This is a genomic window from Paenibacillus sp. cl6col, assembly GCF_900102125.1.
In the GTDB taxonomy this organism is placed as follows: Bacteria; Bacillota; Bacilli; order Paenibacillales; family Paenibacillaceae; genus Paenibacillus_B; species Paenibacillus_B suaedae.
The window spans coordinates 254,018-278,236 of sequence record NZ_FNAZ01000001.1; the positions used below are offsets into that span (position 1 = coordinate 254,018).

18 protein-coding genes are annotated in these 24,219 nt (G+C 48.5%); 4 read left to right on the forward strand and 14 right to left on the reverse strand.

Annotated features, from left to right (window positions below; translation table 11 throughout):
• Nucleotides 1–29: 29 nt before the first annotated feature.
• The 11 genes from ilvN to BLS15_RS01135 all read right to left on the reverse strand — a co-directional run bounded on the left by ilvN (nt 30) and on the right by BLS15_RS01135 (nt 17,519).
• Nucleotides 30–527, reverse strand: coding sequence for an acetolactate synthase small subunit (gene ilvN, locus BLS15_RS01085; RefSeq protein ID WP_028531812.1), 498 nt, complete (start codon nt 525–527; stop codon nt 30–32).
• Nucleotides 527–2,272 (reverse strand): biosynthetic-type acetolactate synthase large subunit, encoded by a 1,746-nt coding sequence (ilvB, locus tag BLS15_RS01090; protein ID WP_021254477.1) that lies wholly within the window; start codon nt 2,270–2,272, stop codon nt 527–529. The genes ilvN and ilvB overlap by 1 nt, the downstream gene beginning before the upstream one ends.
• Before the next feature lie 680 nt (nt 2,273–2,952).
• Nucleotides 2,953–4,449: an ADP-ribosylglycohydrolase family protein gene (locus tag BLS15_RS01095; protein ID WP_021254476.1), complete on the reverse strand. Its 1,497-nt coding sequence runs from the start codon at nt 4,447–4,449 to the stop codon at nt 2,953–2,955.
• Nucleotides 4,450–4,558: 109 nt separating this feature from the next.
• On the reverse strand, nt 4,559–5,539 hold the full coding sequence (locus BLS15_RS01100) for a carbohydrate ABC transporter permease (RefSeq protein ID WP_021254475.1): 981 nt from the start codon (nt 5,537–5,539) through the stop codon (nt 4,559–4,561).
• Nucleotides 5,540–5,555: 16 nt separating this feature from the next.
• A complete protein-coding gene (locus tag BLS15_RS01105; protein ID WP_021262096.1) occupies nt 5,556–6,470 on the reverse strand; it encodes a carbohydrate ABC transporter permease in 915 nt (304 codons plus the stop codon).
• Complete coding sequence (locus BLS15_RS01110) at nt 6,467–9,115, reverse strand: DUF5696 domain-containing protein (protein WP_090509368.1); 2,649 nt, start codon at nt 9,113–9,115, stop codon at nt 6,467–6,469. Before BLS15_RS01110 ends, BLS15_RS01105 begins: the two co-directional genes overlap by 4 nt.
• Nucleotides 9,116–9,119: 4 nt before the next feature.
• Nucleotides 9,120–11,228: a YIP1 family protein gene (locus BLS15_RS01115; RefSeq protein ID WP_051614022.1), complete on the reverse strand. Its 2,109-nt coding sequence runs from the start codon at nt 11,226–11,228 to the stop codon at nt 9,120–9,122.
• A gap of 16 nt (nt 11,229–11,244) precedes the next feature.
• Nucleotides 11,245–12,135: a carbohydrate ABC transporter permease gene (locus BLS15_RS01120; RefSeq protein WP_021254471.1), complete on the reverse strand. Its 891-nt coding sequence runs from the start codon at nt 12,133–12,135 to the stop codon at nt 11,245–11,247.
• A gap of 1 nt (nt 12,136) precedes the next feature.
• A complete protein-coding gene (locus BLS15_RS01125) occupies nt 12,137–13,036 on the reverse strand; it encodes a carbohydrate ABC transporter permease (RefSeq protein ID WP_227774342.1) in 900 nt (299 codons plus the stop codon).
• A gap of 66 nt (nt 13,037–13,102) precedes the next feature.
• On the reverse strand, nt 13,103–16,066 hold the full coding sequence (locus BLS15_RS01130) for an extracellular solute-binding protein (RefSeq protein WP_051614021.1): 2,964 nt from the start codon (nt 16,064–16,066) through the stop codon (nt 13,103–13,105).
• Nucleotides 16,067–16,109: 43 nt separating this feature from the next.
• The gene (locus tag BLS15_RS01135) at nt 16,110–17,519 is read right to left on the reverse strand and encodes an ABC transporter substrate-binding protein (protein WP_090509371.1); all 1,410 of its coding nucleotides are present in this window, start codon (nt 17,517–17,519) and stop codon (nt 16,110–16,112) included.
• Nucleotides 17,520–17,825: 306 nt separating this feature from the next.
• Here BLS15_RS01135 and BLS15_RS01140 point away from each other — a divergent pair, with 306 nt between their 5' ends.
• Complete coding sequence (locus BLS15_RS01140) at nt 17,826–18,263, forward strand: GNAT family N-acetyltransferase (protein ID WP_090509374.1); 438 nt, start codon at nt 17,826–17,828, stop codon at nt 18,261–18,263.
• Between the two features lie 101 nt (nt 18,264–18,364).
• On the opposite strand, the gene BLS15_RS01145 is transcribed toward BLS15_RS01140, so the two are convergent.
• The 3 genes from BLS15_RS01145 to BLS15_RS01155 form a co-directional block, all read right to left on the reverse strand.
• The gene (locus tag BLS15_RS01145; protein ID WP_021254466.1) at nt 18,365–18,697 is read right to left on the reverse strand and encodes a hypothetical protein; all 333 of its coding nucleotides are present in this window, start codon (nt 18,695–18,697) and stop codon (nt 18,365–18,367) included.
• A gap of 94 nt (nt 18,698–18,791) precedes the next feature.
• Entirely contained in the window at nt 18,792–20,216 is a 1,425-nt protein-coding gene (locus tag BLS15_RS01150) for an extracellular solute-binding protein (protein ID WP_090509378.1), read from the reverse strand.
• 276 nt (nt 20,217–20,492) lie between these two features.
• Nucleotides 20,493–21,557 carry a nucleoid-associated protein gene (locus BLS15_RS01155; protein ID WP_090509382.1) on the reverse strand — a complete coding sequence of 355 codons (1,065 nt, stop codon included), beginning with the start codon at nt 21,555–21,557 and terminating at the stop codon, nt 20,493–20,495.
• Nucleotides 21,558–21,707: 150 nt separating this feature from the next.
• Here BLS15_RS01155 and BLS15_RS01160 point away from each other — a divergent pair, with 150 nt between their 5' ends.
• The 3 genes from BLS15_RS01160 (at nt 21,708) to BLS15_RS01170 (ending at nt 24,118) form a co-directional block, all read left to right on the forward strand.
• On the forward strand, nt 21,708–21,863 hold the full coding sequence (locus BLS15_RS01160) for a DUF1540 domain-containing protein (protein ID WP_005548696.1): 156 nt from the start codon (nt 21,708–21,710) through the stop codon (nt 21,861–21,863).
• 289 nt (nt 21,864–22,152) lie between these two features.
• Complete coding sequence (locus tag BLS15_RS01165; RefSeq protein WP_090509386.1) at nt 22,153–23,313, forward strand: RsiV family protein; 1,161 nt, start codon at nt 22,153–22,155, stop codon at nt 23,311–23,313.
• A gap of 250 nt (nt 23,314–23,563) precedes the next feature.
• Entirely contained in the window at nt 23,564–24,118 is a 555-nt protein-coding gene (locus tag BLS15_RS01170) for an acyl-CoA thioesterase (RefSeq protein WP_021254462.1), read from the forward strand.
• Nucleotides 24,119–24,219: the final 101 nt, after the last annotated feature.

Genomic DNA, 24,219 nt, shown 5'->3' on the forward strand with positions numbered 1-24,219 from the left:
TACGTGTAGGAATAAGTCCAGACGCTTCCTTACTTATCTGTTACTTGACCGCGAATCAAGGCTGTAACTCCTGTGCGGCTAACCTCACGAATTCCGTATGGCTCCAGCAATTGAATCATCGCTTCGATCTTCTGCGATTCGCCGACAACCTGCACCATAAGCGTGCTTGGTCCAATGTCGACGATGGAAGCGCGGAACGTCTCCACGACGCCAAGAATCTCTGGACGTACGTGTGGCTCAGCCTTCACCTTAATGAGTGCAAGTTCACGAGCAACCATTGGCTGGGAGCTTAAGTTGAGTACCTTGATCACGTCAACGATCTTGTACAGCTGCTTCTCGATCTGCTCCAGCATATGGTCATCTCCCGTGGTCACAATGACCATGCGGGAGAGACCTTGCTCCTCAGAAGCACCTACAGTAATACTCTCAATGTTGAATCCTCTGCGGCCAAATAGACCGGAGACACGCTGCAGAACACCTGGCTGATCGTTCACGATGACGGCAATGGTATGTTTGGTTATGTTCATCATTCACAATCCCCCATTATCATTTGGTCAATCGTGCAGCCCTGCGTTACCATCGGGTACACATTCTCGTGCTTGCGAACAACGAATTCCACAACCGCTGGCCCCGGTGTATTCAGTGCTTCCTGCCATGCCTGTTCTGCTTCCTCTTTGTTCGTCGCGCGGAATCCTCTTACCCCGTAAGCTTCCGCGAGCTTCACGAAGTCTGGGCTTCCAGCAAGGTCAATATGGCTGTAGCGATTGTCATAAATAATTTCTTGCCACTGGCGAACCATCCCCAGCACGCGGTTATTGATGATCGCTACCTTGACCGGTATATTGTTAATCGCACAGATTGCAAGTTCCTGCGCACACATTTGCATGCCGCCATCGCCATTGATCGATACAACGGTACGATCCGGGAAGGCCATTTGTGCTCCGATTGCGGATGGGAATCCGAATCCCATCGTTCCAAGGCCGCCAGAAGTAATCCAGGAGCGCGGATGATTGAAGCGATAATATTGCGCTGACCACATCTGGTGTTGTCCGACATCTGTCGTAACGATGGCTTCCCCTTTGGTCGTATCATTGATCAGCTGGATGACCCATTGCGGCTTCAGTTCTTCATCCGAATCGATGAATTGAAGCGGTTTATCCGCCTTCATCTGCATGATGCGAGCGCGCCATTCATCCGCATGGTTTGCACGTGCTGCTGTCTTATTGGCTAGTTCCAATGTAGTACGGATATCGCCTACAATCGGAATGTCCGTTGGGACATTTTTGCCGATTTCTGCCGGATCGATATCGATATGGACGATTTTCGCATGTGGCGCGAAACCTTCAAGCTTCATCGTCACTCGGTCATCGAAGCGAGCCCCGATGTTAATGAGCAAATCCGCCTGCTGAATCGCATTGTTCGCTGTATAGGTTCCATGCATGCCAGGCATGCCCATCCACAGATCATGACCGCTTGGGAATCCGCCAAGTCCCAGCAGCGTTGTCGTTACTGGAATTTGTGTCTTGCTCACGAATTCATACAGTTCTTCATGCGCTCCAGAATGGATAACTCCAGCTCCCGCGAGAATCACAGGTGACTTCGACTCTTCGATCGCTTTCAGCATTTTATCGACTTGATATTTGTTCGGCTGAACGTTAGGGTTATAGCCGCGAATATTTACAGTTGATACCGGTTCGAACAGCGTCTTCGCCGCCGATACATCCTTCGGAATATCGATGAGAACCGGCCCCTTGCGTCCTGTGTTCGCAATGTGGAATGCCTCGTGAATGACACGCGGCAGATCCTTCACATCGCGTACCAGATAGCTATGCTTCGTAATCGGCATGGTGATGCCTGTAATGTCTGCTTCTTGGAATGCATCGGTGCCAATCAAGGTCGTCGCTACGTTGCCTGTAATAACAACGAGCGGAACCGAATCCATATAGGCAGTAGCAATTCCTGTAACCAGGTTTGTCGCGCCTGGTCCAGATGTTGCGATACATACACCGACCTTGCCGCTTGCACGGGCATATCCGTCCGCTGCATGAATCGCTCCTTGCTCGTGCCGGGTCAGAACGTGGTGGAAATCCTCACAGCCGTGCATGGCGTCATAAATATAGAGCACCGCGCCGCCTGGATATCCGAACACACACTCCACACCTTCCAACAACAAGCTGCGAAGCAAAATATCCGAGCCTGTAATGACTTCAGGCTGCATCCATTTCTGTCTTAATTCTTCTTTTGACCTCATTGCCGTACGATGTGAGCTCATTCGACATCCTCCTTACGCATATTTACTCATTTCCATACTCGGGCTCTAGGTTACATTTGTGAAGATATGTCTTGCCTGGCCAGGCACATACTATGCCAACTCATCACATGAAGATGAGAAATGAGAGAGTTGGCAAATACAAAAAAACCTTCCATCCCACGCAGCAAACTGCTGCATTAGGGACGAAAGGTTGTGCTTCCGTGGTACCACCCGCATTCATTTCATATCTCGCAATATGAAATCTCAGCAAGTATTCGTATGCCATAGACAATAACGAATACTCATAGCGTCTAACGCGCGCCCTACGATTCTCCCTACTCGCATGATAGAACGATACATTCTAGCGTCCTAATCATCTGTTCAGGAGAACAGCTCCGAGGTGAGCTCGCATATAAGGGGTTAAGGCGTCGGTTTCAGCAAAACCTCCGACTGCTCTCTGTTCATAAGAGCCCTTACTACTTCGTCCTCTTCATTGCCGTTGGTATTATGTGTCATGTTTCAAATGTTTAGAAACATTATATTCCTACACCTATCAGGAGTCAATAGGGCATTCTTTATTTTTTTCTTTTGTGAATCATTATGGATTACTGCTCATTTTTGCATGATTGTTCCTGTTTTCGCTCAGTGGACAGTTTATATCCGAACTTTATATTTGGAAAAACGTAATAATATACGCCTTTTCACTTCCCTACTAAAGCGTTTTCAATCCCCCTGAACAATACAACGGAACGATGCGCTAACGCAGTAAAATCAATAGGATGGAACCCTTCGACATCCGCATATAAAGTATCGTTCAATGGCTGCACGAAATGTGCGGGAAGTTGCTGATGTCCCATAGAAGCTCCTAAAATGGAACCTACTGTCGCTCCATTGCAATCCGTATCGAATCCACCCAGCACGGACGTTGTTACACCACGCGCGAAATCTCCTTTAGAAAAAATCAACGAAGCGGCAACGAGCGCGGCATTGTTATTGGTGTGCACCCATGAATAATGACCGAACGAATTCCAAACTCGCTCAGCTACTTCCTCTTCACTCTTCGACGTCTTGCCAATCTCAATCGCTTGGGCGATATCAGCAGCCAGACGCGACGTGTCTGGAATCTGAGCAAGCCCCGCCCGAACAATGCGTTCAGGATCCGGTTCATAGAAAGCCGCAGCGATCATTGCTGCTACGAACATAGAACCATAAATTCCATTCTTCACATGGGATAGGGAGGCATCACGCCAAGCTAGCTCTGCTGCTAATTCCGGTCGTCCAGGAGCAGAATAGCCGTATACATCCGCGCGTATCTGGGCGCCAATCCATTCCCGGTAGGGATTCAGGTGCATACGCACTCGTTCCCAGTCTACTTCCCGCTTATTACTGGAAGCTGACATCTTGCAGTCCTGCACGGCGGCCAGCTCCTGCTCTAAATTCACGAAGGTCATGCATTCAGCAGTGAATACCTGCTTTAGACTGAGCCGTTCCAGCCATACCGCTGCGACATGCTCCGTCTTCAGTTTCAATCCATGGCGTTCCATTAAGAGCTGACTAAGAACCGCGTAACGCATATCGTCATCCGTCTCCATGAAGCGAATCTGCTCGAGCTGGCTGTCTGGAAAGAAAATCCTCAGTTTCTCACCTGGACGAAACTCAATAGATGATGCGCGCGAATGTCCCGGCACGTAATTCCGAAATGGCCAAGCATCGGCATCTTGAAGCCATGTTCGAATCCACTTCCAACCCGGAATTCCACCCGCTCCGTCAACAAATGGAGGCACCTCTAACGGTTTGCCGAGCGCACAGCCGATTGCGCGCCCAACCCATGCCCCATGAAAACGATCATGCCAGAACTCGTCATCCCGCAGTGCCGATTCCCGTTTGAGCTCCTCTTCTGAGCGAAATGGAGCGTTCGTAGGTCTCAGCTCCCGGATGCTCTCCAAGTCAGATGGCTCAGTAAAGGGGAAATCGCTGCGAATGCGGCGATTGGACATGTCGCAATACAGCTTTGCGGCAGCCTCCTCATCATGCGAATGATGATGGATCCAGTCCTCTAAGGCTTCCGCAATGCCCTGTGTCTCCTTGCCTTCTTCGATCATCTGCTTCCATTCCGCCTGCAGCAACTCGCTCCAGCTTCCATGCGCCCAATTGTGCTGGATTTCCTCAGCCTGCATATGCATATTCCCTTTGCACATAACTCCATCTCCTCTTCTTCTAAGGCAGTAATCCCATTATATAGTAAACACCCCATCATTCTCGTGCATGCACATTACTCGTGCTGCGGAAAAGGTATGGTTTGTAATACTATCCGACAAGCCCCGTACGCTCAACACTCTCTACAAAATACTTCTGGGCAAATACATACAAAATGATCATTGGCATCATGACAAGCAGTGCTCCTGTATTCATAAGCTGCGAAATATAGGAAGGATCTGTCGTAATCCGCCCTAATGCCCCTGGCATGCTGGCAAGCGTCGAGGACAGCACCTGCGTATAATTCATATATAGAGAGACATAGTAGTTGTCATTCCACTGCCAGACGATAGAGAACAGCAGCACCGTTACGATTGCCGGCACGGTATTCGGAATAATGACTCTCCAGAACGTACCGAGAACCCCTGTTCCATCCACATAAGCGGCTTCCTCTAACTCCTTCGGCAGGCCGCGGAAAAATTGACGGAAAATAAAAATGAACAGCCCGTTTTTCATCCCCATTGCTAATGTAGAGGAAATAAAGAACGGCCAATAGCTTTCCAGCAAGTTAACCCCTTGCTTGCCGGTGAACAGCTCATAGAGACCAAAAATATCGAAGAATCGATAATTCAAATACGTCGGGATCATAATGGTCTGCGGCGGGATGACAATCGTGAACACTACTAACGTGAACAGAATGCCCCTTCCCCTAAATTTCAGCCGCGCGAAGCCGTACCCGGCTAAAGCGCAGGAGACCATTTGCAGAACGGAAGTCCCTAGACTCAGCATCGCAGAATTCCAGAACGCGGCGGGATATTCCAGCATATCAAATGCCGTCTTGAAATTGTCCCATGTAAAATGACGCGGAATCCATACGATCGTCGTATCAAACAAATCCATCCGATCCCGAATCGCCATGGACAGCTTCGTAATGAGCGGGTACAGGATGATGTAGCAGATCCCAACGATAAGCAAGGTTCGCGCACAAATCCACAGCCACTTCTTCAGCTGGTCAAGGGGACGAACTTCCGCATTCCATCGTTCCATACGTCGACCTATTGCGTCTGCCTTTTGTCTTGCGATAGAAGACATGCTTCTCTCCCCTTTCTCAGTCATAATAGAAGACCCGTTTGGAAATAAAGTAGACACACGCTCCGAGCATAATAGATACGATAAGGAAATATGCCCAAGACATCGCTGAGCTTAAGCCAAAGTTATTCTCCCTAAACGCCATCCGATGAATATAACCTGTAACTCCATTATTCGTGAACGAATCTACGACCGTATAGACCGTATTTGTCAAAATAAGCGGCGACATCATCGGGAATGTAATCTTCCAAAATGCTTCATAGCCCGTTGCTCCTTCAATCTTGGAAGCCTCATACAAGGAAGGCGATATGGACTGCAGCCCAGCTAAAAATATCAATATCTGCACACCCGACGCCGCTACAATGTAATAGATGCGATCAACAGCGCTAGTCAGATAAAATACGATATCGCCGCTCATCCCCATCTCTATCAGCAAAGAACGCAGTCCCATACTGCGAAGTCCTGAGAAATTGCCCTCTACGCTTGATGCAACATCCCCTAGCATCTGGGCAAGATAGTTCGAGCTGTCTATGCCCTGAATAACACCGGAAGCAAGCACTACCGGCAGGAAGAAGATTGCACGGGCAAGCATTCTCCCGCGGAACTTCTGAGAGAGCAGCACTGCTGAAAATAAGCTAAAAAAGATTATTAGCGGCACATTCGCAAGCATGTTCATTGTCGCTTCAATCAAGAGCCGATTGAAGTTGGGATCAACGGTGAATGCTTTTGTATAATTCTCAAATCCAACAGATGACAGCTTGTAGCCCGTCTCTGTCAGACTCAAATGGCTTATGCTGAAGAGCAGCGATCGTACGAGCGGGACAGCCATGAGGAGCAAAAATCCGATCAACCATGGTGCGATAAAAAGCCAGCCGAACATCGCCTTCTTTCGTTCAAGTGAGGGTCTTCTTCGCTTTCCAATCGACAGCTTCACTTGCTCCCCTCCTCTATGCGATAGTTGGCCGCTTCCACCGCCACTCCGCCTACCTGAACAGGCGCATTGCCGTAGTTGACGATGACGCGTACACCATTGCTGTAAGTTGTCTGCACTACCTCATCCGCCAGGCGCTCATGCTTGATCATGAATGCATCGCCAACCTTATGGTGCAGCTCATTCAGCTGCTGGTACGCAGAAGCTGCTTCGTCGAGCCATTGCGAATACTCTGCGGCGAAGAAGTCATCCCACATCGTATCGCGGAGCTGTTCTGTACTTGCCGCAAGCCAGCTGAAGAATACGTTAGAACCTGTCTCTACCGCTTGCAGCATCCGCCTGTTCACATCCTGATTCCCCACCCCGTTAAATGCTTCACCTGCATAAGGAATCAAGCCATGCATAACCATCGAATAGAAAGGAATCATCTCGTCCGTTATCTGAAATCTGTTGCTCTGCATCGGTGCGCGGATAATCTGGCTCGCATAAGGAAGCACATACGCATTGCCGCCTTGTAGCATGACCTTGCCCCGATCCGCCGCTTGCTTCAGCGCCTTGCTGACGAAGGCAATCGACTTCTGACGCAATATGGGTTCATTTAGATTGAAGTTGGAATAGATCTCGCTTCCTGAATCCTGAATAGAGACACCATCATCCGCTGGCAGCTCTGCATGCTCCAAGTAACGGCTCATGACGGTTGGGTACAACGCTGGCGACAATAATGAATGGGAGAATGCTTCGTAATTTTTCTTGAAATTAGCTGCATTGAATCGGAAAAACTTCAGCGAGATTCGGCCAAGCGATTGTACGCTGTCCTTGGTTGCGTTCCACCCATCATCATTGTATACGCGTCCAAGCGAGAACTCCGGATACAGGGTTCCCCCTCGGGCCTGCAGCTGTTCACGCAGCCGGTTCAGTCCATCTCTTCCACCCAGCTCACGAACCGCCTTCACGTTGTTCGGCAGCTTATGCTGAATGCCTCCGTTCATCCATCCGGCATAGTTCATCTGAATATTGGAGACTCCTCTAACTGCAAGCTCCTTCACCATCTGACCGGCTTCATCGAATGTGGTGAGCGGCACTGGCGAATCATAAGAAACGCCCAAGAAGGCCTTTACTTTAGAAATCGAACCGATCGCCTCTACGTAAAATGGCGCATCCGCTGGCTTAACAGCCTTATCAGCCTGTTCGCGCAGCGGCTTCAGCTGGTATTTGCGCATCAAATAATCCCGGTATGCATTCGCCATCCCCGAATATCCTGCCTCTTCGCGATTCTGGAACATGTAGCGAATTTGCAGCTGTCCTGCGTATGGCTCTGCAGGCGTCTTAATAAGCTCCTCCCTGGCATTCAGCATAACTTTGTCCTTCGGCAATACGGTGAACTGGGGGCCAATCCAGTTATATTCATGCTGCCTTCCACTGACATCTGCATAAAGGGTCGACATCGCGTCTCCGTCCTCGATGACCGCTAGAAAAGAGCTCGTGTCCCGCTTCATGCCGTATATAGGCATACGAACCGTCTCATACGTATTCAACTGCTCTGTCTTGAAGAAGCTTGGATCCTCGCCGTATACAGGAAGGACTAATCCTTGGGCGTAGTTCTTGCCATTATTGAAATGAATAAGCGAGCCCGAACCATCCGGCACGAACAAATAGCCGTTCTCCTTCTTACCTGCCGCACCGAAGGAGGATAGAACATCGAGGGTATGCAGCCGGTATGGGGGCTGCGCCTTGATTGCCGAGGCATCCACACTTACCAGCAGGTGCTCCCCATCAAGCTTGTAGCGAAGCGGCACCGTAAAGGATGCACTGCCTCCGCCCTCTCCTTCAATAACACCGTTCTGCTCATTGTCGGACTTCAGATCCTCTTCGGTATATCCAGCCTTCTCTATTAGATCGAGCACTTTCTTGAGCGCTGACTTCGGAATCTCTCTACGTTCATAGATCCCCGTATCCTCATTTAGACGGAAGCGAGTCAACATCTGATTCCGATCCTTCTGGTCGAGCTTATTCAATATTTTCTCTTCCAGCCGCTGCTTGCTAATCTTGAGTGGAATCGCTTCTGCGCCGCGTTCCGGATTACCAAATTCATACACGACGGTCATGCCGTCTGACTCCGATTGGATGGTGAAGGTCTTATGGACAACACTGTCATTGAAGCTGTCATAATCCTTCGTCTGTCCATTCGGCATTAAGTAGGTAAGCGACAATTGGGCGCCAAGCTTGCCCTTGATTAACGGGCTGGCCATACCGTCCTGGTCTCGATCCTGTGGATTCGTCCACCACACCGCAGCACTTCGAAGATCTACGACGGCAGCTTCTGCCGTGCTTTTGTTTACGTATAATTCCAGGACATCTGTTGCTGCCACTCGATCCATGCCTGCTACCTGTTGACGGGCTGCTGATAACTGGGTATTCGATGCGAGCGCAACCGTTCCCTTGACCGCTCCTAGCGATGTGGATACACCGAAGTCCGGCATCGCTGCATCTCCTGTGCGCGGCAGGCTTCTTGGTTGGAACAGAACGAACAGGAGCAGCAGCACAGCCATAATCGCCCCAGCTATGCTTATGGTTCTCCAATTCCACTTCCGTCGCCGTGTGGGTGCGACAGTTCCGGAATCACGAGACTTGCGTAATGAGATTTTCATGTCGTCACCCCTCTCCGATCCGGAATGAGATTTCTTGATATACGGTGGATACGAACATCACCATTTGCTGCCCCAAGCTGAATGCTAACAGACCGAGGAACAGGATGATCCCGATAACGACGAAGGTCAGGCCCATCGTAGCAACTGTCTTTGATGCCGTATACTGATGAACCGTCAGCATACCGACGAACAAGAGCAGGGCGCACCATATATAGCTGATCGATTCCAGCAAGTAGTAGAACGAGGTTTCCTCTTGCGTCATGATGTTGGATAGAATCAATAGTGGAATTTGCATGACAATTAACGGCATAAGCGCGTAACCCGTTGCAGTTACAATCTCCTTGAACTTGCCCTCTCCATCCATTAACGTAGTCAATGACCAATTCGCAATACACCAGAGGAAGAATGGAATAACGGCAACCTGGACTTCCATCCATATACTGAACTGTGTCTCCAAGCTCTGAAAAATAATAAACCCGGTAAATTGCCGCTTAATAACTGATAAAATGATGAAGATGAGAAGCAAGAGCAGGGAAAAGCCCCAATGACCTGCCTGTTCATATTTCAGTTCCCAGAAGGACTTGAATGGCCTGAACATCAGTTTCCAAGCAAATCGAATCTTACCTGGTTCAGAAGCAAGTCTGCCCTTCAACATCCGATTCCCGATTATCAGGCCAACAACGAGCACAATGCACAAGGTTGCGATGAGTCCGAATTGATCCCAGATCAACTGCTTGCGATAACTCTTGAATGCACGCGAGTAATAGTCTGGGCGCATCCCCTGGCGAAATTCATGGATGGCCTCCTCAGATTCGCCAGCCCGCAGCTTCGCCTTGCCAAGGCCAACATGCGCCATATCCAAGTTATTATTCAGCTTCAATGCTTCTTCCCACGCGGCCTCGGCTTCTTCCTCATTGCCAACCTCCGTCAATTCAACCGCCTTGCGCAGTACGCGTCCATATCGAGTTGGCTCGAACACAATAATCTGATTCGATCCTTTATCAAGAATAAGCACCTTATCCCCTGACATCTCCAAGTCAATTGGAGCCTTGAACTGGCCAAACTTATCGCCATTCTGCCCGAAGATGTACAGCAGCTTGCCTTCCTTGTCATACGTAAAAATGCGGCCGCGCTTATTATCGAGCACGCTATACATGCCGAACTTATCAGCAGTAACCGCAATTAAGGTGGAGAATCCGCCCATTGTGGCGCTGTTGCTGAAGTACAGATCCCCCATCGGCTTTTCGTAGCCCTTGCGCTTCAATACATCCACCCCAGAAGGGTTCAGGCGGCGAACGGGCTCGGTAGACATCTCATCGGCAGTGGTTACGTACATGAAGCCTTCATCATCCAGTGATATATTATTGAACTCGACTGGGATGAACAGTGCCATCTGCTTGCGCTGCTCCTTCGTCGCAAACTGCTTCCAGAATAGCTCAATCGGGTTATACAGAACAGGGTTCACGCCAATAAATCCATTGAATTCCCCTTCAGGCGACAACTCCATAATGCCGTCGAAAACGCCCTTGCTCACGACATAAAATCGTTTCGTTCGGTCAACGACCAGCTTAATCGGAACATACTGCAGATCCGCCCGTATCATGTCCGACTTCGGCGTTCCAAGTGCACGTACGAAATTCCCCTCCGGTGTCAGCTCCACGATTCTCGCCTTGCCGGTATCCGCCACATAGATGCGATTGTCTTCCGTCACGAAGAGGCCTTGCGGGCGTTCGAACGTATCCGTTATCCCTTGATTCGTGAACTTGCTTACAACCCACTTGGGCCTCAGCCTATCGTTCAATGCGATCAATCGGTTATTGCCCGTATCAAGAACATACATCGTCCCATCAGGGCCAATAGTCATATCCTCCGGCGAATTCAATGCGCCAACGCCAAGCGCTTCACCCGTCCAGCTCCGCGAAGGTTCATATGGGAGCGGCGCCTTGATCGGCTTGCCGTCATACCCATAGTTGTAGCCTTCATAGGGAGCCGCAGATGCTGTTGCATCGAACAAAGAAGTTCCCAGCATGGCGTAGATGACGAAGGCAAGCACGATTCGATATCCCGCCTCCACAAGGCGGAACGGCGGTGTTCGGTTGGGTTGATGTAACATACGTTCCCTCCTTGGCTTACTCTTTCATGCCGGACGTCGACATCGTCTGCAGCACATTGCTCTGTGTAATGATGAAGATCGAGATTGGAACAGAGATGAGAATGAGCGTTGCTGCCATTGATGGCCCTGTACGGATAATGCCTCCCGCTAAGATTTGGCTGAATGCATAATCCAATGTCTTGAGCGTCTCACTGTACAGGAACAGTGAACCGGCCCCGCCGGCTCCCCCTACATTCCACAATCCTTGGAAGGAGAAAATAATCAAAGTCAGCCATGCCGGCTTCACGATTGGCATGACAATGCTCCAGAAGATTCTCCACTCTGAGCATCCGTCCAGCTGAGCTGCTTCCAGCAGCGCATCCGGCACCTGCTCCATGAACTGCTTCATTAAATACAAGCCGAGCGAGGAGCCAACCGCCGGCAAAATAATGGCCCAATACGTATCAACCAAACCAAGCCATGACATCGTCATGTAGTTCGTAATTTGCGTTACGGTCGCAGAGAACATCAAGGACAAGACGACAACCGTGAACAGAATCCCCTTTCCGGGGAACTTCTTCTTCGCAAGCGGGTATGCCGCCAGTGAGGCAATAATGACATGAAGCGCAGTACCGACAAATGCGATGAACAGCGTATTGAAAATGTATCTGGAAAAGGGCACCCATGTGCCCGACATGAGATGAAATAAATCCGCGAAGTTATTGAACGTAGGGTTGCGAACAAAGAAGTTAGGTGGAAATTGTAAAATTTCATTGATTGGCTTGAACGCATTATTGATGACGAACACAAGCGGCATCGCCATAAAAACACCGATGCAGCTCAAGAATAAGAACAGAAACACATCACCGGTACGAGAACGATTCACCTTGCGTCCGATACGCAGTCTCCATCGAAATATACGTCCCATCTTAATCCCCCACCTTCCGCAGCAGCTTCTGCACAATCAAGTTCGAGCCAAGCATAATCCCGAACAGCACCGTGGCAATGGAGGAGGCATAGCCCATCTCATAGCGCAGCGATCCGAAGTCCATTAAGTGAGTTACAATCGTATGCCCTGCATACTGCACGCTTGGGAATCCGGCAAGCGTCGTCGCCACTTCTGCCACAGCGAATGATGAGGTAATCTGGATGACTGCACCGAACAGCAGCTGGGGTCTCATGGAAGGCAGTGTAATGTACCATAGCTCCTGCCATCGATTCTTTACCCCATCGATAGCTCCCGCTTCATATAAGCTCTTATCCATACCCTGCAAGCCTGCAATGAATGCTAGGAAGCTGGTGCCTAAGCTTAACCATAGCTGTACGATAATAATGATCGGCATAATATACTTCGTATCTTTCAGCCAGAGAATCGGCTCCAGAATGATGCGCCACTTCATGAGGAAAGCGTTGATATACCCGTAAGCATCGCCGCTGAACAACAGTGTCCAGACGATGAACGCATTGCCGGATAGCGCTGGAGCATAGAACACGAGGGTCGCGAATGTACGCACCTTCGGCGATAATTCATTGATAATCCAAGCCAGGACAAAACAGGCAATATAACTGACTGGGCCAGTGATTACTGCGAACATCAGCGTATTTTTCAGGGCAATGAGGAACACATCATCCTGTACGAACAACCGAGCATAGTTTTGCCAGCCCACCCATTTCGGTAGTTCCAGCATGTTGAAATTTGTAAAGCTAATAATGAGCGACAACACTACCGGCAAGACCGTAAAAGTAAAGAAAATGAGGAAATACGGCGCGATCATTGCATATAATGTTCGATTGCGCCGCACCTCTGCCAATTTATGATTCAGGCGCATTCGCAGCTTAGAGGCAGGCTGCACCGACTTCGCAGATGCTGGAACAGGTCGATTCACTTCCATCGGCTATTGCTCCCCCTCTCGGATTGGCAAATTGAATTCTTTGCGCTTAATGGTCAATTCCTGATTAATAATGCGTACATATTCTTCTAGCGTTTCCCGTACATCCGTTCCGTTATTGAATACCTCGAAGAATGCATTCTGCAAGTGGCGATCGAAGGAGTAAGAACCCGGAACCGCAGGCTTCCCAACAATCCATTTCCACTGCTCATTCAGTGTCGCCACTTCCTTCGCAGACCATGGCAGCCGCTTCAACGCCTCAACATTAGCTGCCGTATATCGGCCAGATTCGCCGAGTATAGACTCCATCTCTCTTCCGAAGGATGATTGCGTATCCGCATTCGTCCACCAGCTTATGAACTTCCAAGCCGCTTCTTTATTCTTGGCCTTCTTGAACATGACAGAGCCCGTTGCTGACGACAGACTTTCCCGATGTACAACACCGTCTGTTCCCTTAACACCCGGAATTGGAGCGAACCCCCATTCCCCGCGAATCTCGGGAGCAAATACAGCTAAGGTATTGAATGTCGTGTAGTCTGCAATACCAAGCGGTATTTCCCCCGTTCGAAAGCGATTCACAAACTCGAATTCGCGCGGCAGCTTGTAATGGGTATACAGCTCTGTCCAGTGACGGAATGCCTCCATTCCTTCCGGCTTGCCAATCGCAGTTGCAATGCCATCACCTTCGTAATAGCTGCCGCCCAATTGATAGAGGAGTGTATCGAAGGTCGGATTCGGCATTAGTCCGATCTGCATATTTCGCTTCTGCAACTCCGGCACGAGCGACATCATTTCTTCCCACGTATCCGGCACCTTCATGCCTAGCTCGCTAAGTACATCCTTGCGATAGAACAGCATCGGGAACAACTGCGCTTCCGGAATGGCAAATACACCGTCCTTGAACTTGAAGCTCGCAAATGCACTGTCATGGAATCGTCCATATACCTCTTGGAAATTCGGATATTGGCTCAAATCCTCTAGCGCATTTCGCATCGCAAAGTCAATCACGTTGGCAGTTGCAATCGCCACGTCCGGCCCTTTGCCTGCAAGTGTTGCAGGAAGCAGCACATTCTCCCCGACAAGCTGCAGGTCAACTTGAATGCCGGTCTCCGGCGTGAAATAACTGTCAATTAAGGTCCGGATCAACTGTGCCTGATCGCGTCCGCCAGCTACCCATACCGTAATGTCCGTCTTCTTCCCGCCGCCTCCCAGATTGTAATCATCGGTGAAGGAATACCAGAACGACGATAATTCATGCTTTACGGATGCCCACAATCCCGCTCCCGCTTCAGGCAATGCCGTCTTCGGCGAGCTTACAAACAGATAATCAAGCGTTAGCGGCTGCGTGTTCACACTAAGCATCCACGTTCCTAGCGACATGATGCCATCTTTGAAGCTGGTCAGCCGGGATGTAATCGTATCTGGATGCTCGCCGAGATCCTGCAAGCGATAGCTTGTCGTTCGAAGCACAGTTGCATTTACACTGGCTCCCCCTGCTAGACGATCCATCTCATCTGCAACAAGCGATAATTGCTTGCTCTGCGCATGGAACGTATCCGCCATCGTCGGGATCAAATCCTCAAGCGGGTAATCGCGGAATTGATCTGGAGCAGTGCCCGTAATCATAATAATTTTGCGATACAATCCGTTCAGCTCTTGAATGCTATCCTTCACGATGCGAACCATATCTGCGAGATCGCCCATCGTTACTTCCAGCCGCAGCTCATGCTTACCCTTCGTCAGATAGAACAAATAGGGCTTCCCCGTACGCTCATCGCCTGCTGCCTTCACATCCCATGAAGTGCTCGGAGGAAACGTAATCTTAGCCGCTTCGGCAAATGGAAGCTCGCCATCAACCATCAGCTTGCGTGTCACCTTAAGGCCACGAGCTAAATCCTGCTTGTATTTGAATCCAATCTCATATAATCCATCCGCAGCCACCTCTACGTTCCATGCGATCCATTGCCCAGGTGCCTTCCAATGGTCGCCTCCAATGGCATTCATGCGAATGCGGGATGCATCGTAGGGCTCTACATCCGGCCCAGAGCGATCGTTAATCGGATATAGCGATGGGCTTGACTTATGATAGGCCGACTCTCCTTGTACTTTAATCAGTGCATCGTCTGCCTGTTGATAGCCTTTCTCTGCATACTCCTTCTCTATGTCTGCATATGACTTGGCTACACGCGGTTCCAATGTCACGCGCCCTACCATCATCGGTTCTCTTATTCCGATAAATTGAAGCGTATGCTTCCCCTTCGCCAAATAAATGGCAAGTGTGTCGGCATAGTATCCCTCTGCGTCATTCAAGCTTCGTTCCGTCCAACCAGGCTGTTCGACCTGACGCGGTCTTATATCGTTATCGTTGCTGTCACGTTCGATGTCCTCTCTCTCATTGCCCCAAATTCGCGGATACAGCATCCGTTCCGCTTCTGCAAATGGAATATTTCCGTCCACCCGCAGTTCTCTCTCGATTGGAGATCCTGTTCCACTCACAGGAAAATAACGAAGCTTTACATCGTACCATCCATCTTCCTCCACATGAAACGTCCAGCCGAACGTCCCCATCTCCCCACTGCGAATCACTTGTCCTGTTGAGCCCTCGTACGACGACTCTATAGGACTTCCCTCGCTTAGCGAATGATCCAATTCGCTCGCTAAGAGTTCAATCGGCTGCGATGCGATTGCAGATGGATTCCCCACTTTCTTCTGGTACGACTCATAACGAAGCAGCCCTTTCGGATTGGAGTCCGAAGAAGCACTTAGCGGCTTAACTGCACCGCTTGCTAACGCTGGTTCAATTGTTGAGCTCTGCGAGTCATTCGAGAACAGGGCTGCTCCTGTCCAAATGGCCCCTGCGGCAACTGCGACTCCCAGCATCATGCTGATTCGCCGCTTCCATGTTGAATCCATGTGCTTGCCCACGACGGTCTCTCCTTTCTCTCTCCAATCTTCTAACGCTTCCAACATAAAACCCCCGCTGTGAGGCAGCGGGGGATGAATAACCGCACAACTATTTTTTGTTCATTATAGTATCAATCTGCTCTTGGGACGATTTCTTTATCTTCTCAATAGCGGATTCCGGTGTATCCTTTCCTTTGACAAAAGCTAGAACCGCTTCGGTGTATTTCTTGCCGAGGTCGCCGATATTGTCGTAATAGAGTGGTTGAACCTTCTCTGCCAGCGCCTGAGCAATCTCCACATCCTCTGGGCTTTGCAGCGAACTCTCGAAGCCCTCCATCCGGAATTCTTCTAATTGATCCCATGGCACCATGTCTTCAAAGATTTGCGCCTTCTCTTTGGCCTTCTTCACGTTAGCCGGCATGAACCACATCGTGAAGTTTGTAATCGGGTTCGCATAATCGGTTGCCTTCGGCCCTTTCGGATAATATACAAATCCATATTCATCCGTCATATCTTGCCGTGTAGAGCCTTCCCAGATCTCTCCCGGCACGAATAGCGCTTTCCCGCTGTTGAACACCTTCTGCGATTCGTTGTAATCTTCGAAGTTGCCATTGCGGTTCGGCATTGCCACCTTGAGTGTTGTGTATAAATCGCCTAGGAATCGGAGCGCTTCCATTGCATTCGGCTCACCGAGTGTAAATTGCAGCTTGCCGTCCTTGTAATCAATAATGCTTCCCGCATTCGAGTACACCGCTTGACGAGCTTGCACCGGCGCGTAGGATACAATTCCCCATTGATCGGTTGCACCGTCTCCATTCGTATCCTTCGTTGCTTTCTTGGCCATTTCCAAATATTTATCCCATGTCCACTCGCCCTTCTTCGCAAGCTCTTGCGGATCTTCCAGACCTTCGCGCTTCAGCATGGAGCGATTGAAGAATATGCCTGCTCCTGCTCCCGAATCTTCTAAGATCCCGTAGGATTTTCCTGCAAACGAGGAGAACTCCTTAATTCGCTTCGGCCATTTCGGATCGTTATAGTCGAATAAATCGTCTACCGGCAGCAAATAGCCTTTGTTCGGCAAGTTAGGAAATGCCAAATATAAATCGAGGATAACAAAGTCCGCCGGCGCTTCTCCCGATAGTGCGCCTTGTGCAATCTTCTCTGCTCCTTCGCCCCACGGCACGGTAATCCATTCAATTTTCGTATTGTATTTCTTCTCTATTTCTTTCATCCGCTTATAGCGAATATCTTCAGCATTTGATTTGCCTTCCTCTAGCCCTTTGCCCCATGTCAGGAATCGTACTGGCTCTCCACCCATATCAAACGCGGGCAGCTCCTTTTTCTCTGACTTGGGTTCTTCCTTTGGTTCCTCTTTTTTTGGTTCTTCCTTCGGAACCTCTGTTTTGGGCTGTTCCTGCGGCGATTGAGCTGTATTACCCCCAGAGCCCGAGCATGCGGTGACGAATAGCATCGTTAGTGCAACAAGCATAATTGCGAACGCTTTCATTTTAGGTTTCATTGGTATCCCCCCTGCTTATTATGAAGCCTATTCATCTGCTAGATAGCGATAGACAATAACCGCTAGCCTCGATTCATCCCCAACAGCTTCTCTCTATTTAGAATGATCATCCATAATGTCTATAAATTTTGGATGTATCCCCCTTAAGGTTATTCACATTATATGCTTTTATCTCTGGAAGCATTTTGACTATAGTTCACAGTAGTCGGCTTTTTTTCCGAAATCTCATGAAAAAATAATCGATGATCACCGCTCGATCATTAAAGTCATAAACTAAGAAAAACAAACGGAACAGAGGGAATGCCTATGATCCGACTTCGACGGCCTGCACTGGACGATGAAGCAATTATACAGCTTGTGAAGCGGGAGCTGCTCCCACACTCCCATCTGACTGCGAGCCATGAGCAATTATTGAAGGAAATTCCTGAACGGTTGAAGGTAGGGCCAACGTATGTCGCCGTTGATCGTCATAATCGAGCGATAGGATTTGTTCATGTATATGTAAGAGAAGGTACACTCATTATCGATATGCTGGCCGTTGCTCAAGATTCGCAGCATCGAGGCATCGGAAGGCAACTAATGAGAAAGGCTGAGCAATACGGGAAATACAAGCGCTGTGCCCAAGCACGCATGATGGTCGATTACGGTAATGTCCAGGCAGAACGATTCTATGAACGCAGAGGGTATCGGTTCATTCGCTTTGTTCCCGCCGTGGTGTGCCATGAGATGGGAAAGAAATTGTAAGAGCGAGTAGCCCGGGCATTTGCCCGGGCTCACTGTCGACTCTTCTCTGCTTAGCAGGTAACTACGCTCTTCTATTTGCAGATCTTCCTTATGTCCGCATGTTATCTATAGTATCCATATCCTCCATAAAATCCGCCATATGACCCTGGTCCTCCGTACCCGGAATATCCGTAGCCGCCACTATACGGATATCCGCCTCCATAGCCACCATAGCCGCCAAATGCAAAAGGCGCCGTGCCGATTGCCAGCAAGTCAAATAAAACAAGCGGGATAATCGCTTTCGTCTTTACTTTTTTCCCTTTGCCTTGTTCCAGCACAAGCCGGTTGCCCTTCACCTCAAGCAGCTTGCCGCTTACGACGCTCCCGTCTTTATGCTTCACATAGATTTTCTGGCCGATTAAGCTTCTAGCCTGTTCTTTCGTCACACCACGCATAATACTCCCTCCTTCACCGGTGTACCCTACATGGTATGTCCGTTACGAACATACGGATTGGATATTGGCCTTGAATCTATGAATCTGTGCCACTTCACTTCGTATTTACCACGGAATCAATAATATTTTGCGCGGGCTTTTTCATTTTCTCCACTGCCGATTCAGGCGTATCTTTCCCTTTCGTAAATGACACGATGGCTTCATTGTACATTTTCCCTACATCACCAATGCCATCATGATAGAGTGTAATATTTTTCGTAGGGATATCCATAGCAACATCCACATCCTCAGGTGTCTGGAACACCGACTCGTTACTTTCTCTTTGGTTGTCCTTCAATTTATCCCACAAAATCCAATCTTCATAAATTTGCGCTTTCTCCTTCGCCTTCTTCACATTCGCCGGCATGAACCACATCGCCATGCCCGGGTTTGGACTTGTGTAATCAGTTCCTTTCGGACCTTTCGGGAAATATACATAGCCAAATTCATCGGCCATTTCTTTGCGGCCCCATGCCTCCCAAATTTCTCCGGTCACGAATAGCGCCTTGCCTGTATTGAACATCGCCTGGGTATCCTCATAGTCTGCCATGCTGCCGTTTTTATTGGGCATAATAACCTTGTCTGTTGCAAATAAATCATAAACGAAACGCAGCGCTTCCATCGCATTTGGCTCACCCATTGTAAAAGTAAGCTTGTCGTCCTTCGTCTCCACGATGCTGCCGTTATTCGAATAAATGGCCTGACGGGCGAAAATTGGCGCATACGATACGATTCCCCATTGATCGATTTTTCCGTCGCCATTTAAATCCTGTGTCGCCTTTTGGGTCATTTCCTTAAAATGATCCCAGTTCCATTCATCCTTCTTCACGAGTTCATGCGGATCGGTCAGACCAAGCTTTTTCAGCATCGTTCGGTTATAATACATCCCTGCACCGGAATCAATGTTCTCGACAACTCCATATACTTTATCCTTATAAGCGCCAGAGCTGCGCAGCGAGGACGGCCACTTCGGATCATCGAAGTTGAATACATCATCGACTGTACGCAAGTACCCTTTTTCCGCTAAGCTTGGGAAGGCCAAGTACATGTTCATCAGCACGAAATCTGCCGGAGCCTCACCCGACAATGCGCCAGCAGCAATTTTGCTCTGCCCCTCGCCCCATGGAACAACGATCCACTCAATCTTCGTGTTGTATTTCTTCTCCATCTCCTTCTTTCGCTTCAGACGCTCATCGCCCGCATTGGATTCGCCTTCCTTCGGCAATCCTCCCCAAGCCATAAACTTGACGGGTTCACCGCCCATATCAAATGCAGAGAGCTCTTTCTTCTCTGGCTCTTGAACGGCTGACGGTTCTTCCTTCTTTATCTCCTCTTTCTTCTCCTCATTCCCTTGGCTCTGCGCCTCCTGCTTCTCCGGCTGCTTCGCTCCTTCTGTTGTTCCTCCCGCTCCGCCGCACGCAGATAAGAGCAGCATCGATAGCGTGACCAGCATAATTGACAGCGTTTTCAATTTTCTCATAAACTCAAGCCCTCCTCTTATTCTTTCCCTTCCTGTCTGCCCACTTCAAGGAAAAAATCATCGATGACATGACTTGATACTACATTCGTACCTATTGTTTTGAATTGCGATCTCTGCTGCTTCCTAGGGTTACATTATATTCAATCTGTGAAATTAACATTTTAAATATATTGCAATAAATTCGGCTTTTTGTTCTAAAACTACAAATATCCATGCAATCAAACAAAAATCCATACCAATTCTGGTATGGATGTAGTGGAATGAATCATACTCACTCTATTCTTCTTCGTTAAAGAATACTTTGTAATAGTGCATGCCACGCTCTTCATCATAACCCTTTTCAATGAAAGGGAAGCTCTCTGGCTTGAGCTTCATATCGATCCCCGTGTCTGTACGGATATTGTTCTTATGAGAGCGCTTGGCCTTCTTCAATGCAGGCTGCGAAATTGGAATTTCCGTAATCGGAGGCAGCTCATTGGCCTCCTCAAATGTTTCCTTATATGCCTTGAACAACGGTACAAGCTCAGGTTGCCCGATAACCTCTTCCGCGAATGCTTCCTCTTCGAATTGCTCATGCTTCGCAAAGTACTCCATTGTACTATTAATGAACATCAGCTTGTCCTTCTTCTCAGGGCGCTCTTCCGCAGCCGGAACGATGACATCTTCATAGAATTGCGTGCACATATCGATTGCCTTGTCCGTTAAATAATGCTCATCCTCAAGCAGCTTCACATTGAGGAAGTCCTCCATCCAATATTGTGCTGCCTCTCCGCCTTTGCCCGCTGACGTGTCAACGATGCCCAATACGTAACCAGAGTCCGCATACACGTTCAAAATAATGCAGCCCTTGTCGAGTTTGCGAATATTAATGCCCTGCTCCACCTGGAGCCCCAAGTCATCGGATGCTAGCTCATCAATTCGCATATATACATCCTTATTTTCGGACTTAAAGATCCCGATCGCATCAATACTGAAATTGTTGTACAAAATATTGTTTAGGTACACAACGTACAGCTCGCCAGCCTTAATTTGCGGATGCGAGGATTGCTCATACAAATGATTCAGCATATGAACCGACTGTTCATGGAACGAGCCCGCCTGCTGGAATGTGCGGCTCGCATAGGTATACATTTCATTTAAAGGTAACTCAGCTTCATGATGGAACGTATAATGCATGTCAAACTTAAAGCTGGAGATAAAATATTTAAGCAGCGTCTCGCGTACGTCGTCATTCGGTATATGGTACAGTTCGTTCGATACACGAACTCCTTCATCTTTGGATTGGTTGCCCACCTTATGAATCACCATCTGGTGAATGTCTACCTTGGATAGATCGATCATGTAATTCCCACTCCTCTTCTCGAAGTCACATTCCTCTATTGTAACGAAAAAGGATAGGATTCGGAAACTACAAAATGATAGAAACTTCTCCTAGATGTATAAAAAGAGGTGCCCGCTGGCGAAGTTAGTAAGGAGAGGAGGTGAATAACGATGGCTAAGGACGTACTATGTGAAGTAAACTCCTGCAAGTACTGGGCAGCAGGCAACAAATGCGCTGCAACTTCTATTTATGTGGTGAACAATCGTGGCAAGCAAGCTGGCGATTCCGGTGACACGGACTGCAAAACATTCGAACCAAAGCTGTAAGGAGAATGGGGCGGCCGACACGCCGCCCTTGCTTACGCACGAATCACTCACAGTGATAATTATTCTCAACTATGGATGCGTTTATACACATCTATACACAATCCCCCTATTCCCTACGTTGTTCATCAATCATGAATACATCGTCATACATAAGGCGCTTTCAATGAATAGTTTGTTTCTTTTTCCCGCGTAATTGTTATTCTGCTGTAAAGTCTTCGATCTCACAAAGGTCTATACTAATAGAGCAGTCATCACAGAAGATCGTACACACGAAGGGATTGAAACATCAATGAACACAAAAAAGACAGTTGTTACACTTGCACTCTCCTGCACAATGATCGCAAACATGGGCACAGCAGCTTACGCGGCCCCCGTTGCAAGCAAAGCAGTCACTCCTACTCAAACAACAGCGACTCCATTGAACAATACATATACAACAAACAAAGTTGGTCTTGGTCTTACCTTGAAACAATTGCAGCAAAGCAAAGGCAAAGGGAAAATCGAATATACAGGCAAAAAAGCTACGATGATCGAGTACAAAGAAAAATGGTTCAACTTGAAACAGCCGATTACTGCTCAGTACATGCTGGACGATAACCAAAAAGTGTTCCAAGTTACGCTCGTATTCGACAATGAGATGGCAAAACAATTGACTCCGCAAATTTCCAAAGAGCTGGGCAAAGCATCTGAGCCAGTTTTGGATAAATCGGCACCTTCCGATTATGCGGCAAATTGGAAAACGAACGGCGTACTCTTTGATCTGCAAGGCTTTGGCAAATTGTCCGAAATGTACATATCCGCAATTCCAACACCAAAGGCAGCGAAGCAACCGATTAAAGCCTCAAATAAATTTGTGCATGTCAATATGAGTGTGCCTGTTCTATCGGGCTTGAAAGACAGCAAATACGAGGAGCAGCTAAATGATATTTTGATGCGTCATGCGATGAAGGAAAAAGCTGAAGTCTATGAAGCTTCCAAAAAAGCCGCTGAAGCTGCGAAAAAACAAAAGGCTTCCTTCGAACCGGCTGTGTTGAATTCTGATTTCCGCTTTGTAAAGAGCGGCAATGTCATGTCCCTGATTGCCGACACGTACAAAATCACGAGCGCAGAGGCTAACGGCACCAGCCGTACGGACACATATACCTTCCTGAATGAAGAGAATGCGCACGCCCTGCAGCTTGGCGATCTGTTCAACAAGGATACTGATTATATAGCCCTGCTTGGCAATGTCGTTCGCAATCAAATTGCTCTGAAGAAAAACAAAGACGATTTTAATTTCGATCAAATTAAAGAAACACAAAACTTCTATGTATCGAACGGGTACCTCGTGCTGACATTTGACCGTTATGAAATTGCTCCTGGAGCAGATGGATCGCAAAGCTTCAAAATCCAGCTTGCTGCGATTCAATCGAAGCTTTCTGACTCTTTCAAGCAAGCACTGAAGGCTTAATGAGGGCTTAAGAAGGCATAACGCCGCATCAGCCAATCGAGCACACGAACAAGCAGCAATAAGCATACTCTAACCGCAAATTTTGTTGGACTGGCATTCCTTGTGTCAGTCCTTTTCTTTGTATACAGTATACGAATCTGATTGCTTACAGGCTATTGTCTATTCTCCGACCTCGAATGTCATTTTTTTCTTCCGCATGAATGAGACTGAACCCTTTATAATATACCTATGATTTCTTAGAAAGGGCGTAATGAAGGCTATGTCAGAACAACAATCAACAACTTCTTCACTTCCTGCACCCAAACACTGCAAGGAATCCCGCGTCTTCAAGACCGGTCGTGTATTCCCTAACGATGTCAACAACCATCAGACGCTGTTCGGCGGTAAACTGATGAGTCTGATTGACGAGACAGCATCCATCTCCGCGATGCGTCACTGCCGTCATAATGTCGTGACTGCATCCACGGATTCCGTAGATTTTCTACGGCCGATTCGTCCCACAGATTCCGTCTGCCTAGAGTCCTTCGTCACTTGGACAGGCAAGACTAGCATTGAAGTATTCGTCAAGGTCATTGCAGAGCAGCTATATACCGGCGAGCGTGTTGTTGCCGCTACCTCCTTCCTGACCTTCGTAGCACGTCATGAGGACGGCTCAGCTGCGTTTGTGCCCCCTGTTATCCCTGATACAGAGGAAGAGAAGCTGCTTCATGAATCGGCCACAGAGCGAGCAGAGCTTCGCAAAGTAAGACGTATAGCGAGTAAACAGTTAGCGGATAAGCTAACAACGAGCAAGTACTGGGAGTAAACAACACAACACTTTACTCCTTTCAATAACGAGAAAAGGAAGCATACGATCTGCAAATGATGCTTTCTTATCCCTATATGAAAAAAAGCAGCGTTTCGAAT

Excerpts from the sequence above, each read along its gene's own strand:
- BLS15_RS01150 (WP_090509378.1), bottom strand. The coding sequence starts at position 20,216 with ATGAGAAAATTGAAAACGCTGTCAATTATGCTGGTCACGCTATCGATG.
- BLS15_RS01135 (WP_090509371.1), bottom strand. The coding sequence starts at position 17,519 with ATGAAACCTAAAATGAAAGCGTTCGCAATTATGCTTGTTGCACTAACG.
- BLS15_RS01140 (WP_090509374.1), top strand. The coding sequence starts at position 17,826 with ATGATCCGACTTCGACGGCCTGCACTGGACGATGAAGCAATTATACAG.
- BLS15_RS01095 (WP_021254476.1), bottom strand. The coding sequence starts at position 4,449 with ATGTGCAAAGGGAATATGCATATGCAGGCTGAGGAAATCCAGCACAAT.
- BLS15_RS01100 (WP_021254475.1), bottom strand. The coding sequence starts at position 5,539 with ATGTCTTCTATCGCAAGACAAAAGGCAGACGCAATAGGTCGACGTATG.
- BLS15_RS01165 (WP_090509386.1), top strand. The coding sequence starts at position 22,153 with ATGAACACAAAAAAGACAGTTGTTACACTTGCACTCTCCTGCACAATG.
- BLS15_RS01120 (WP_021254471.1), bottom strand. The coding sequence starts at position 12,135 with ATGGGACGTATATTTCGATGGAGACTGCGTATCGGACGCAAGGTGAAT.
- BLS15_RS01145 (WP_021254466.1), bottom strand. The coding sequence starts at position 18,697 with ATGCGTGGTGTGACGAAAGAACAGGCTAGAAGCTTAATCGGCCAGAAA.
- BLS15_RS01155 (WP_090509382.1), bottom strand. The coding sequence starts at position 21,557 with ATGATCGATCTATCCAAGGTAGACATTCACCAGATGGTGATTCATAAG.
- BLS15_RS01170 (WP_021254462.1), top strand. The coding sequence starts at position 23,564 with ATGAAGGCTATGTCAGAACAACAATCAACAACTTCTTCACTTCCTGCA.
- BLS15_RS01160 (WP_005548696.1), top strand. The coding sequence starts at position 21,708 with ATGGCTAAGGACGTACTATGTGAAGTAAACTCCTGCAAGTACTGGGCA.
- BLS15_RS01125 (WP_227774342.1), bottom strand. The coding sequence starts at position 13,036 with ATGCGCCTGAATCATAAATTGGCAGAGGTGCGGCGCAATCGAACATTA.
- BLS15_RS01115 (WP_051614022.1), bottom strand. The coding sequence starts at position 11,228 with ATGTTACATCAACCCAACCGAACACCGCCGTTCCGCCTTGTGGAGGCG.
- BLS15_RS01130 (WP_051614021.1), bottom strand. The coding sequence starts at position 16,066 with ATGTTGGAAGCGTTAGAAGATTGGAGAGAGAAAGGAGAGACCGTCGTG.
- ilvB (WP_021254477.1), bottom strand. The coding sequence starts at position 2,272 with ATGAGCTCACATCGTACGGCAATGAGGTCAAAAGAAGAATTAAGACAG.
- ilvN (WP_028531812.1), bottom strand. The coding sequence starts at position 527 with ATGAACATAACCAAACATACCATTGCCGTCATCGTGAACGATCAGCCA.
- BLS15_RS01110 (WP_090509368.1), bottom strand. The coding sequence starts at position 9,115 with ATGAAAATCTCATTACGCAAGTCTCGTGATTCCGGAACTGTCGCACCC.